Origin of the sequence: Cellulomonas sp. ACRRI, from assembly GCF_022346185.1 — a bacterium.
Lineage (GTDB): Bacteria > Actinomycetota > Actinomycetes > Actinomycetales > Cellulomonadaceae > Cellulomonas.
The window spans coordinates 36,180-47,205 of the sequence record NZ_JAKRMS010000017.1 but is presented as its reverse complement, the minus strand read 5'-3'; the positions used below and the strand labels follow the sequence as shown (position 1 = coordinate 47,205).

Here is an 11,026-nt window from a genome sequence, read left to right as displayed (position 1 = left end):
GGTGCGGGCTGCTCGCCGGGCGCTCGGGCGCGGGGCGGGTTACGGTCGCCGCTCCTCGAACGATCGGAGGCACGACATGGGATACGTCGGCAAGCTGCTGAAGAGCGCGGTCGTGGCCAAGGCGGCGCAGGTCGCGATCCGGGAGATGTCCAAGCCCGAGAACCAGCGCAAGGCCAAGGAGCTGCTGGGCCGGGTCACGAAGCGGGGCGGGGCCACCGGCCGCGCCTGACGGGCCGACGGGGCGCTGCGCCCGCGAGGTCAGGCGTCGTACACGTGCGCGTCGCCCTCGAACGGGCGCAGCGTGTCCGGCGCCGGGAACGGCAGCGTCCAGGTCGGCGCTCCCGGGAGCACGGCGCCCCACTGCTCCGCGACGACCACCACCTGCTCCGGGCTGACCTCCGCGAACCGCACGCGCTGCTCGGTGCCGTCGTCGAGGGTCAGCGACCACCGCTCGGCGAGCCACCGCAGGCCGCGCTCGTCGAGGGCCGCCTCGGCGGCGAGCCAGTCGCCGGTGCCGGTGACGTCGCGCCCGAGCCGGTCGACCGCGACGAACTCCTCGCCCGCCGGGCGGATCCAGCCCAGCAGCTCGCGGTCGTCGGCGCGCCGGTGCTCGATCCAGTCCGCGGGCAGCATCGCGCCAGGCTAGCCGCGGGGTCGCGCGGTCTCCTACGGTTTCCGGCCCGGCCGCACGAGATCGGCGTGGGCCGGGCCGGAAACCGTCGGCGGGAGAGCCGAGGCGGCCGTCAGGCGCCCGCGCCGCGCAGGCGCAGGACCGACCAGGACACCGCCGGCAGCTCGACGGTCAGCACGCCGTCCTCGCCGAGGGCGGCGCTCGCGTTCGGCTGCGGCAGGACCGTCTCTGCGTCCTCCTTCGTCGCGCGCCAGTGGACGTCGTCGTGCGCGTAGGTCAGCGCCTCCACGACCTCGACCGCCCCGACGCCCCGCAGGTCGACCCGCAGCGTGGTCGGCGCGTCGATGGCCCGGTTCACCGCGAACAGCGCCACGTCCCCGGTCGACGCGTCGTACGTCGCCACCGCGTCCACCAGCGCCGACTCCCCGAACCGCGCGTTGGCGTACGTCGGCGCGTCCACGGCCACCCGCAGCACCTCACCCCGCGCGTACTTCGAGGTCAGCGCGAACGGGTGGAACGTCGTCTGCCGCCAGGCCGGGCCGCCCGGCTCGGTCATGATCGGCGCGAGCGCGTTGACGAGCTGCGCCTGGCTCGCGGAGTGCACCCGGTCCGAGTTCCGCAGCAGCGAGATGAGCAGGTTCCCGACGACCACCGCGTCGGCGACGGTGTAGACGTCCTCCTCGAGCCGCGGGGCGATCGGCCAGTCCTCGCCCTTGGGGAGCTTGTCGTCGTTCTCGTGGTACCAGACGTTCCACTCGTCGAACGAGATGTTGATCCGCTTGTCGGTCTTGCGCGCCGCGCCCACCGCGTCCGCCGTCGCCGCGACGGTCGCCACGAAGTGGTCCATGTCCTGCGCCGACGCGAGGAACGAGCCGAGGTCGCCGTCCTGCTCGTGGTAGTACGCGTGCGCCGAGATGAGGTCGACCTGGTCGTAGCACTCCTCGAGCACCTCGCGCTCCCAGGTGCCGAACGTCGGCATGCCCGAGCCAGACGACCCGCAGGCGACCAGCGTCAGGTCGGGGAACATCTGCCGCATGCCGCGGCCGGTCTCCGCGGCGAGGCGGCCGTACTCGCGGGCGGTCTTGTGGCCGAGCTGCCAGGGGCCGTCCATCTCGTTGCCGAGGCACCAGAACGAGATGCCGAACGGCTCGTCGGCACCGTTGGCGCGGCGCTGCTCGGCGCGGGCGGAGCCGCGGCGCTGGTTCGCGTACTCCAGCAGCTCGAGCGCCTCGGGCAGCCCGCGGGTGCCGAGGTTGACGGCCATCATCGGCTCGGCGCCGGCGGCCTTGGTCCAGGCCATGAACTCGTGCAGCCCGAAGGCGTTCGTCTCGGTCGAGTGCCACGCGAGGTCGAGCCGCTCCGGGCGGTCCTCGACCGGCCCGACGCCGTCCTCCCAGTTGTATCCCGACACGAAGTTGCCGCCCGGGTAGCGCACGGTCGAGATGCCCATCTCGCGGGCGAGGGCGAGCACGTCGCCGCGGAACCCGTCGGCGTCGGCGGTGGGGTGGCCGGGCTCGAAGATGCCCGTGTAGACGCACCGACCCAGGTGCTCGACGAACGTGCCGAAGGTGCCGCGGCGGACCGGGGCGACCGTGAAGGCGGGGTCGATGACGACGGTGGCGGAGTGCATGGGGGAGACCCTTCGTCGAGGTGCGTTCAGCGTTGAACTACGGCGGCGACGCCCACTGTAGTCCATCGTTGAACTGAGCCTCGTGCGTCCCGAGACGAGCGGGTGGGACGTCAGCGCTCGACGAGGTGGAACGGCGTGCCGATGTGGCCGCCCTCGCCGCGGCGCTCGCCGACGAGCAGGTCCAGGATCAGCCCGGTCGACGTCGCCAGGCCGGGGTCGATCGTCGTGAGCGGCGGGACCAGGAACCCGCCCTCCTCGATGTTGTCGTACCCGACGACCGCGACCTTCTCCGGCACCGGGACCCGGTGCACCCCGAGCGTGTACAGCGCCCCGAACGCCAGCGAGTCGTTGAAGCAGAACACCCCGTCGAAGTCGACGCCGTCCGCCAGCAGCTGCTCGACGGCGGCGGACCCCTCGGCGCGGTTGTACGCGTCGACCTCGACCAGCAGCGCCGGGTCCAGCGGGATCCCCGCGGCGGCGAGCGCGCGCCGGTAGCCCTCGAACCGCACGTGGCCGGTCGAGCCCCCGTCGCCGGGCTGGAACCCGACCGCTGCGATCCGCGTCCGGCCCTGCTCGATCAGGTGCCGCGTCGCGGCCTCGGCCGCCGCGGCGTTGTCCGGGCCGACGTGCGGGACGGTGTCCGACGCCAGGCCCTCGCCGTGCTCGCCGATGAGGACGAGCGGGACGGTGCTCCGGCGTGCTGCCATGTCGTCCCGGGTGAGCCGCAGCGGGCTGAACACCAGGCCGTCGATCGCGGGCAGGTCCTCGGACTCGAGCATCGACAGCTCGACGTCGCGGGTGCCCTTCGACTGGGTGACCAGCACCGTCGCGCCGCGGGCCTCCGCGGCGGACACGAACTCGGAGGCGAACTCGGCGAAGTACGGCTCGCGCAGGCTCGGCACGCACAGGGCGATGAGCCCGCTCCGACCGCTGCGCAGCTGCCGGGCGGCGAGGTTCGGGCGGTAGCCGAGCTCGGCGATGACCGCGAGGACCCGCTCGCGCACCGGCGCGCTGACCCAGCCGGTGCCGTTGACGACGTTGGACACCGTCTTGGTGCTGACGCCCACGCGCTCGGCGACGTCGGCGAGCCGGACGCGTGCCATCGGGCGCCTCCTCGTCGTGGTGGACGTGCGGCTCGACCAGGCCGCACCCTCGTGGCCCGCGCGGTCGTGGAACCGTCCGGTGGCCGGCCGGTGCGCGCCGATCGTACCTGCGTCGCGGACGCACCCGTTGAGCGTCGAACGAGGACGTCGGCGACGTGCCGCGCTCGCGGGTCAGATCTGGGACGACACCACCTGGACCCGGTGCTCGGCGGGAGCGCGACCCCTGCGGATCTCGGGTAGGGCAGCGAATCGCCATAGCAGGCCTCGCCCGGCGGAGAAAAGTGAGATATCCCCGACTCGTCCCCCTTTCCTCGCCCCGAACAGGACCACCACGATGGCTGCCCTGGGAGGCCGTGAGGCCTGCTCACGAGCAGGGGGGCTTTCTCTAGCAGGGGAAGTGCAATGCGCAGAATTGTGAGCAGTGCAGCGCTCGCGGCGGTCATGGCCGTCGGCCTGGCGGCGGGACCGGCCTCGGCAGCGCCGGCGTCGAAGTCGGGAACGGTCTCGTGCGAGATCTTCCAGAAGGGCGGCGTGCAGGCCAGCGCCGAGCGAGACGTCGCCGGCCGAGCACCCGGAGGCCCGTCGTTCGCGTACGACTGGGGTACGTGGACGAACAAGACCTACCGGATCAACGGGACGGCCTCGGGCGGCGGCGCCTGGAGCGTGGAGTCGCAGAGCATCCTCAACACGGCATCCTCGTTCGGCTACTGCCACGGCGGCTGAGCGGGTGCGCCGCTGGACGACGGCGATCGGCCTCGCTGCGCTCTCGACGGTCCTCGGGAGCTGCTCGGTCGGATCGCCGGAAACCGGGCCCGCCTCGGCGCCGTACTCCCCGCCGGGGTGGATGGCGGCCCAGGTGCAGGCGAACGACGAGCTGATCGCCAAGCAGTCCTCGTGTCTCGAGAGCGCCGGCTACGTGTTCACCGTGCAGGGAGACGGGCAGTTCCTCGCCCCGGAAGGTACCGACGTCAGCGCGTTCGCGTCGGCGCTGAGGCAGTGCACCGCTGATGCCCTGGGCGACCTCGACGGGTGGCGGCCGGGGCCGGGGGAGCTCGGCGAGCTCCACGACCGGCAGCTCGACGTCGTCGCGTGCCTCGAGCACGAGGGGTACGTGGTCCGCGACGTCCCGTCCCGGGACGCCTACGTGGACTCGGGCGGGACGTGGACACCGTACGACCAGCTCGTGATCGACGGAGACGCCATGGTCCAGCTCAAGCGCAGGTGCCCGGACCCGGGCATGGACAGCCTGTGACCCCGACGACCAGGGCGACCGCAGGAGCGCCGAGGCGCCGGAAGGGCGTGACGGCGCTCCTGTGGTCGTCGGCTGTCGCGATCACCCTCGTGGCGGGAGTCCTGGCCGGGCGCGCGACGGTCGCCCCGCCTCGTGCTCCGGCGCCCGACCCCACTCCTGCCTCGTACACGGTCGGCGAGGGATCGGTCAGCCGGTCGCTCCGGTTCCCGGCGACGGCCGTGTGGCCGGCCGTCGACCTCCCCGCCGGACTGGCGGAGGGGGTGCTGACATCCGTCGACGTGACGCACGGGGAGCTGGTGGGTTCTGGGACCGTCCTCTACACCGTCGACCTCCGGCCCGTCGTGCTCGTCGACGGAGAGGTCCCCATGTTCCGGGACCTCCTGCTCGGGTCCCAGGGACCGGATGTCGCCCAGCTCAGGGCGTACCTGCAGAGTGTCGGCCACCTCCGCTCGTCCCGCTCCTCGACCACGTTCGACGCGACCACCCGCCAGGCCGTCAAGCGGTGGCAGCGCTCGCTCGGAGTCGACCCCGACGGCCTCGTTCGGGCGGGAGACGTGATCTTCTCGCCCGGGCTCCCCGTACGGGTGTCGACAGGAGGTGCCTCGCCCGGAGATCTGACCGGTCCGGGTGTCGCAGTGGTCGGCGCGACCGCGTCGGTCCCTTCGTTCACGGTGACTCTCGCGGCGGACCAGGCGGCGGTCGTGCCCACGGACGGACCTGTGACCGTCTCCGGTGCCGGTCACGCGTGGGCCGGACTGATCGGTTCCGCGGAGCAGGTCGAGTCCACGCTCGTCCTCACGCTCGCGGGTGCGGACGGCGGTCCCGTGTGCGGAGCCGAGTGCGACACCATGACACCGCCGGCGTCCGGGGGCGCGTCGGTGTTCCAGGCCGACTTCACGATCGTCCCCGAGACGGTCGGCCCGGTGGTGCCCGTCGCCGCGATCGGTCGTACCGGGACCGGTGACCACGTCGTCACGCTCACCGCGGGTCGCCAGGTACGCGTCGTCGTCCTGGCATCGGCGGACGGGATGGCGGTGGTCGAGGGCCTGCAGATCGGTGACGAGGTGGTGCTGGTCGCGGACCATGTCCACGACGACCGGCCCGGGGGCGGTGCGTGATGCACCTCGCGGCGCGTGGCCTCCAGTTCGCGTACCGGCGCGGGGCGGAGCGGACGATCGACGACTGGACGGGCGCGTTCGCTCCCGGATCGGTGACGGCGTTGACGGGACCCTCAGGGAGTGGGAAGTCGACGCTCCTCTACCTGCTGGCGCTCATGCTGCGACCGACGGCGGGAACCGTCGAGTGGGACGGGCGGGCCGTGGGCGACCTCCCGGACGCGGAACGCGCCCTCCTCCGAGGGACCCGAGCGGGGTTCGTCTTCCAGGACGCCATGCTCGACCCTGCGCAGACGGTGCTGTCGAACGTGCTCGAGGGCGGCCTGTTCTCGGGGCTTCCCCGCCGGTCGCTCGTCGCTCGGGCCAACGACCTCCTGGAGCGCTTCGGGGTGGATCATCGCCGTGGTCATCGGCCGGGCGAGGTGTCCGGTGGGCAGGCGCAGCGGGTGGCGTTGTGCCGTGCGCTCCTGGGCGACCCGCAGGTCGTGTTCGCGGACGAACCGACCGGCAACCTGGACCGCTCGACGGCGGACGTCGTGCTCCACGCTCTGCGTGCCCACGCGGCGCGGGGCGCGACCGTCGTGGTGGCGACCCACGATCCGCTGGTCGTCGAGAGGTGCGACGGCGCGGTCGGCCTGACCACGCGCGCGGAGGATCCCGCGTGATCCGCACTCGTGCCCTCGTCGGCGAGGCGCTGCGCTCGACGGGGCGGCACCTCCTGACCACGGGGGCGCTCGCACTCATCGCGGCACTGGCCACCGCCGCGGTCCTCCTGACGACCGGCAACTCGTACGCCACCGAGGCCGCGGTGATCGGTTCGCTCGACGAGCGAGGTGCCCGGGTCGTGGTCGCCTACGACCACGACGGCGCCGCCGGGATCCGGATGGCGAGCGTCGACAGCCTCTCCCGGACCGATGCCGCGGAGTGGTTCATCGGGCTGGGGGAGGCTGTCGACCACCACGTGGACCACGAGCTGGCCCGGGCGACCGTCGGGGTGCGGGCGGTGTTCGGAGCGTTCGAGGACGTGGTCGTGCCGGCTGCGGGACGACTGCCTCGTGAAGGAGAAGCAGTCCTGGGTGAACGCGCGGCGCGCGACGCGGGGCTCCTGGACGGGATCGGCGCGCTGAGCGCCGGCGGGGTCGACATCCCGGTCGTCGGGGTGTTCCGGGCCGAGGGCCCGTTCGACCGTCTCAACGACGTCGCGCTCGCCGTGCCGGACTCTGCGGAAGGCGAGCGGCAGCTCCGGTACCTGTACGGCCTCGCTCCGGCGATCGGCCAGATCGACGTCCTCGCGGACGCGATGCGCGCCGGCGTGGTCGCGAGCGATCCCGATCTCATCCGCATCGAGAAGCCCAGTGCGGCGGCCGACCTCGAGCGGGTGATCAGCGGAGAGCTCGGGTCGGCGGCGCGCAGGTCGACGACGCTCATCCTGGCGACGTCGGGTCTGCTGATCCTCATCGTCGCGATCATGGTCGTCGGAAGTCGCCGACGTGACGTCGGCAGGTGGCGCGCACTCGGGGCGTCCCGGTCAGCCGTCGTCACCGGGTTCGTGATCGAGGTGGTGGTGCCCGTGGTCCTCGGCGCGTCAGTGGGCGCGCTCTCCGCTCAGCTGTGGAACCAGGCGGCCCACGACTTCCGGAACTCCTGGACGTTCGCGGGTGCGCTCGTGGTGGACGCGACGCTCGTGGCCGTGGCCGCGGCGGTCGCCCCGGCCATCGCCGCGGCCAGCAGGGACCCGGTCCGGGTCCTCCGGGTCCCCTAGCCGGACTCGGGATCGGGTCCGTCGCGACGTCAGGGGCGACGCCGCGCCGATATCCGCTGTGCGCGCCGCAGTCCCGCGGTCCCCGCGCTCGACGTGGTGGCGCCGGTCGGTGGAGACGTCGCGGCCCGTGCGACGTCGGCCGAGCTGGAGGTCTCACGGCGCCGCCCGCAGGCGTGACACGATCCAAGGCGTGACGAGGCCAGCTGCACCGATCACGCGATCCCGGGTCGCCCCGCTGCGCATCCGCATGACCGGCCGCGACCCCCGCGAGGAACGCCGCGCCGCCACCCCGCTCGAGCTGCTGTTCGACCTCACCTTCGTCATCGCCTTCGGCCGCACGGCGGAGGAGCTCGCCGTCCTGGTCGCGGACGGCCACGTCGGCCCGGCGATCGTCGGGTTCACCTTCGCCACGTTCGCCGTGTCCTGGGCGTGGATCAACTTCACCTGGTTCGCCTCGGCGTACGACACCGACGACTGGCTGTTCCGGCTCACCACGATGGTGCAGATGGTCGGCGTGCTGATCCTGGCGCTGGGTGTGCCGCCGATGTTCGAGTCGCTCGCGGCGGGGGAGCACCTGGACAACCGGGTGCTGGTGCTCGGGTACGTCGTCATGCGCGTGCCGATGGTGCTGCAGTGGGCGCGCGCCGCGGTCGCCGACCCCGCCCGCCGACCGAGCGTCGCCGTGTTCATCACCACCCTGCTCGCGGCGCAGGCCGGCTGGGTGACGCTCGCGCTGCTCGACCTGCCGACCACGACGACGTTCGCCTTCGTCGTCCCGCTGGTGGTGCTGGAGCTCGTCGGACCGGTCGTCGCCGAGCGCGTGCACGGCGGCACCCCGTGGCACCCGCACCACATCGCCGAGCGGTACGGCCTCGTCGTCATCATCGCCGTCGGCGAGGGGCTGACCGGCACGACGTTCGCGCTGGCCGCGATCATCGAGGAGTCGGGCTGGACGGTCGAGACCGCGCTGCTCGGGCTGGCGGGCGTCGCGCTCACGTTCGGGCTGTGGTGGGCGTACGACGTCATGCCGAGCGGCGAGCTGCTGGCCGCCCGTCGCCGACGCTCGTTCTCGTGGGGGTACGGGCACATCGTGCTGTTCGGGGCGATCATCGCGATCGGCGGCGGGCTGCACGCGGGGGCGTACTACCTGCTCGGGGAGAGCACGCTGTCCGCCGTGGGCACGGCGCTGACCGTCGCGGTGCCGGTGGCCGTGTACGTCGGGACGTTCTACGCGCTGTTCGCCGTGCTGAGCCGGGCGCACGACCGGTTCCACGTGGTGCTCGTCGGGGTGTCGGTGGGGGTGGTGCTGGCGAGCGTGGCGCTGGCGGCCGCCGGGGTGGCGCTGGTGTGGTGCCTGCTGGTGCTCGCGGCGACGCCGTGGGTGACCGTCGTCGGGCACGGGTGGGCGGGGCGGACGGCGTCGGCTGCGGCTGTCACCGGTGGCGAGGTCGACTCGTGAGGCCGCTCACTGTGACCGGCCGCTGAGCCTCGACGTGATCCGTTCGGCGGGCACGTCGAGCGTCGCCGCGAGGTAGACCCGGCGCCGCACTCCGGCGCGGCGCAGCACCAGACGGTCGCCGACGACCCGGGACGGTCGGACCTCGACCGTGGTCCCGGCGACCGGCCACACCTCCGCCGGGGCGTCGACCAGGGCCGAGTTCGCCGAGGGCAGCGGCTCGAACCGGATCTCGTCGGCCGTGACGACGAACGCCACCGAGCCCAGCACGGCAGGGCGGTCCTCGATCTTCCGTCGGCCCCAGACCAGGAGGGCGGCCGGGGCGACGAGGAAGGCGAGCAGGAGGAGGCTGCGCGGCTCGAAGCCCCGCACCGCGTTGGCGGCGACCCAGGGCACGAGCACGAGGAGCGCGAGCAACGCCGCCAAGGCGATCGCCGCCCGTCCGCGGCGCTGGGGATCGCGAGAAGCCCGCCGCTGGAAGTCCCGCCGCGCCTCGGGGCGGAACTGCACGACGAGCGGTTCAGCCACGGTCGGTCCCCCGCCCCGGGCGCTCGTCCGCGTCGCGCGCCTGCTCCGCGGCGCGCTTCTCCTCGATGCGCTGCTGCGACCCCTGCCAGCCGGTCAGCTCGTCCGCGGCGACCACGTCGCGCGTGCGCTGCGCCCGGGCCTGGGCGTCGGCGGCGTAGGTCGCGAGCTCCGCCACGGGTGGGAACACCGGTGTGCCGTGCTGCTCGCGGTGCTCGGCGAGCCGCCGTGCGAGCTGGTCCTGCTGCTCCGGGGTCGGGGTCCGGGACTCGACCTCGTCGCGATCGACCTGATCCAGCCGGAGGGCGGCCTGGAAAGCCGGGTCGGCGAGCAGAGATCGCAGCGGTCGTCGGCCGTCCGCAGCCTCGCGGAGGCGGTCAGCGTAGGCCGGGTCGTCGGTCTCCGCAGCCCGCTCGAGCAGGGTGCGGCGGAGCTCAGCGCGGTAGTCCGAGCCGAAGACCTTGTCGAGGACGGGGGAGATGTCGGGCAGCTCGGTCATCATGCTTCCGGGATCGGGACGCTGGTGATGGTCATCGACGACGCCTGCAGGCCGTTCATGAGTCCGCCGATCGCCATCACGGCCGCCACGGCGGAGCCCCAGATCGCGGAGAGCTCGGCGATGAACGCGGCGACGGCCGACACGATCGCCATCGGTGCGGTGGCGCCACCGCTGAAGACGGCGGCGATCGCCTCGCCGACGGAGCCCACGCCGAGAGCCAGCGCGACGACGTGGTCGCCCAGGGCGTCCAGCCCGGAGTAGGCGGCCTGGCACAGCATGTAGGACGAGCCTGCGGCCTTCTGGTACTTCAGCTCCAGGTCGCCGTAGGGGGCCAACTGGGCCTCGAAGGCCGCCAGGATCTCCGCGAAGAACTCGCCCGCCTTGGTGGCTGCCTCGCCCTGTGTCCAGCCCTGGAACATCGCGATCGCCTCGTCGCGGGTGGCGTCGCCGAGCCGGGAGAAGTAGTCACCGATCTGGCCGAACGCGCTGCCCGCGGTGTAGATCCGGTCCCAGTCGCCGCCGACCTCGGACCAGAGCCACTGGAAGATGTCGCCGCCACCGATGCCGGGCCACACGAGCTGGAAGCCCTGGTTGATCAGCCACCGCGCCCACCACGTGAACGACAGGTAGTCGGGCCACTGGAGGATCGCCAGGAACACCGGGTTGAGGTCGGGCATGCCCTCCGGCGCGGAGAGCGCCTCCGACGGCTGCGCCGCGGATCCCCCCGACGGTGCGGTCGCCCCCGTGATGGGCGGAGTCGCGGCGTTCGGGTCCAGGTCCTTGAACAGGTTCCGGAAGGCGACGGACTGGTCGTCGTCGGTCGCGTCGTACCGTTGGGCGATCGTGTTGAGAGCGTCGGCCGCCGCGGTGAGCAGACGCTTCGTCGCGGCGAGGTTGGTCTCGGTGGCCTCGAGGTAGGTGTCGTGCTGACCGAGGGCGAGGCCGGCGAGTCGACCGTCACCCCACCGGCTGAACCCGGACAGGTGGGACGAGCTGTAGCTCATCGCCCCGTTGACGTCCGAGGCGATCTGTCCCAGCCGCACGTCGCACGTC

13 protein-coding genes are annotated in these 11,026 nt (G+C 73.0%); 7 read left to right on the top strand and 6 right to left on the bottom strand.

The window, feature by feature from the left end:
• The first annotated feature begins 76 nt into the window (after window positions 1–76).
• Window positions 77–229 (top strand): hypothetical protein, encoded by a 153-nt coding sequence (locus tag MHY85_RS05735; protein ID WP_218704816.1) that lies wholly within the window; start codon window positions 77–79, stop codon window positions 227–229.
• 29 nt (window positions 230–258) lie between these two features.
• On the opposite strand, the gene MHY85_RS05730 is transcribed toward MHY85_RS05735, so the two are convergent.
• The 3 genes from MHY85_RS05730 to MHY85_RS05720 form a co-directional block, all read right to left on the bottom strand.
• On the bottom strand, window positions 259–633 hold the full coding sequence (locus tag MHY85_RS05730; protein ID WP_239194045.1) for a hypothetical protein: 375 nt from the start codon (window positions 631–633) through the stop codon (window positions 259–261).
• 110 nt (window positions 634–743) lie between these two features.
• Window positions 744–2,261 (bottom strand): alpha-N-arabinofuranosidase, encoded by a 1,518-nt coding sequence (locus tag MHY85_RS05725; protein ID WP_239194043.1) that lies wholly within the window; start codon window positions 2,259–2,261, stop codon window positions 744–746.
• A 110-nt stretch (window positions 2,262–2,371) separates the two neighbouring features.
• Window positions 2,372–3,364, bottom strand: coding sequence for a LacI family DNA-binding transcriptional regulator (locus MHY85_RS05720; RefSeq protein WP_239194041.1), 993 nt, complete (start codon window positions 3,362–3,364; stop codon window positions 2,372–2,374).
• Window positions 3,365–3,766: 402 nt separating this feature from the next.
• Here MHY85_RS05720 and MHY85_RS05715 point away from each other — a divergent pair, with 402 nt between their 5' ends.
• The 6 genes from MHY85_RS05715 to MHY85_RS05690 all read left to right on the top strand — a co-directional run bounded on the left by MHY85_RS05715 (window position 3,767) and on the right by MHY85_RS05690 (window position 8,952).
• Entirely contained in the window at window positions 3,767–4,087 is a 321-nt protein-coding gene (locus MHY85_RS05715; RefSeq protein ID WP_239194039.1) for a hypothetical protein, read from the top strand.
• Between the two features lie 121 nt (window positions 4,088–4,208).
• Entirely contained in the window at window positions 4,209–4,616 is a 408-nt protein-coding gene (locus tag MHY85_RS05710; RefSeq protein ID WP_239194037.1) for a hypothetical protein, read from the top strand.
• A gap of 47 nt (window positions 4,617–4,663) precedes the next feature.
• Window positions 4,664–5,734 (top strand): peptidoglycan-binding protein, encoded by a 1,071-nt coding sequence (locus tag MHY85_RS05705; RefSeq protein WP_239194035.1) that lies wholly within the window; start codon window positions 4,664–4,666, stop codon window positions 5,732–5,734.
• Window positions 5,734–6,396 carry an ABC transporter ATP-binding protein gene (locus MHY85_RS05700; protein WP_239194049.1) on the top strand — a complete coding sequence of 221 codons (663 nt, stop codon included), beginning with the start codon at window positions 5,734–5,736 and terminating at the stop codon, window positions 6,394–6,396. The genes MHY85_RS05705 and MHY85_RS05700 overlap by 1 nt, the downstream gene beginning before the upstream one ends.
• The gene (locus MHY85_RS05695; RefSeq protein WP_239194033.1) at window positions 6,393–7,493 is read left to right on the top strand and encodes an FtsX-like permease family protein; all 1,101 of its coding nucleotides are present in this window, start codon (window positions 6,393–6,395) and stop codon (window positions 7,491–7,493) included. The genes MHY85_RS05700 and MHY85_RS05695 overlap by 4 nt, the downstream gene beginning before the upstream one ends.
• Before the next feature lie 190 nt (window positions 7,494–7,683).
• Complete coding sequence (locus MHY85_RS05690; RefSeq protein WP_239194031.1) at window positions 7,684–8,952, top strand: low temperature requirement protein A; 1,269 nt, start codon at window positions 7,684–7,686, stop codon at window positions 8,950–8,952.
• A 6-nt stretch (window positions 8,953–8,958) separates the two neighbouring features.
• Here MHY85_RS05690 and MHY85_RS05685 read toward each other — a convergent pair whose 3' ends face one another.
• The 3 genes from MHY85_RS05685 to MHY85_RS05675 are packed head-to-tail and all read right to left on the bottom strand — an operon-like array spanning window position 8,959 to window position 11,016.
• The gene (locus MHY85_RS05685; RefSeq protein ID WP_239194029.1) at window positions 8,959–9,477 is read right to left on the bottom strand and encodes a hypothetical protein; all 519 of its coding nucleotides are present in this window, start codon (window positions 9,475–9,477) and stop codon (window positions 8,959–8,961) included.
• Window positions 9,470–9,976, bottom strand: a complete 507-nt coding sequence (locus tag MHY85_RS05680) for a hypothetical protein (protein WP_239194027.1) — start codon at window positions 9,974–9,976, stop codon at window positions 9,470–9,472. Before MHY85_RS05680 ends, MHY85_RS05685 begins: the two co-directional genes overlap by 8 nt.
• On the bottom strand, window positions 9,973–11,016 hold the full coding sequence (locus MHY85_RS05675) for a hypothetical protein (RefSeq protein WP_239194025.1): 1,044 nt from the start codon (window positions 11,014–11,016) through the stop codon (window positions 9,973–9,975). Before MHY85_RS05675 ends, MHY85_RS05680 begins: the two co-directional genes overlap by 4 nt.
• Window positions 11,017–11,026: the final 10 nt, after the last annotated feature.

What these genes read in the sequence shown, in the direction of transcription:
- MHY85_RS05715 (WP_239194039.1), top strand. Translation starts at nt 3,767, where the DNA reads ATGCGCAGAATTGTGAGCAGTGCAGCGCTCGCGGCGGTCATGGCCGTC.
- MHY85_RS05710 (WP_239194037.1), top strand. Translation starts at nt 4,209, where the DNA reads ATGGCGGCCCAGGTGCAGGCGAACGACGAGCTGATCGCCAAGCAGTCC.
- MHY85_RS05730 (WP_239194045.1), bottom strand. Translation starts at nt 633, where the DNA reads ATGCTGCCCGCGGACTGGATCGAGCACCGGCGCGCCGACGACCGCGAG.
- MHY85_RS05700 (WP_239194049.1), top strand. Translation starts at nt 5,734, where the DNA reads ATGCACCTCGCGGCGCGTGGCCTCCAGTTCGCGTACCGGCGCGGGGCG.
- MHY85_RS05680 (WP_239194027.1), bottom strand. Translation starts at nt 9,976, where the DNA reads ATGATGACCGAGCTGCCCGACATCTCCCCCGTCCTCGACAAGGTCTTC.
- MHY85_RS05735 (WP_218704816.1), top strand. Translation starts at nt 77, where the DNA reads ATGGGATACGTCGGCAAGCTGCTGAAGAGCGCGGTCGTGGCCAAGGCG.
- MHY85_RS05725 (WP_239194043.1), bottom strand. Translation starts at nt 2,261, where the DNA reads ATGCACTCCGCCACCGTCGTCATCGACCCCGCCTTCACGGTCGCCCCG.
- MHY85_RS05720 (WP_239194041.1), bottom strand. Translation starts at nt 3,364, where the DNA reads ATGGCACGCGTCCGGCTCGCCGACGTCGCCGAGCGCGTGGGCGTCAGC.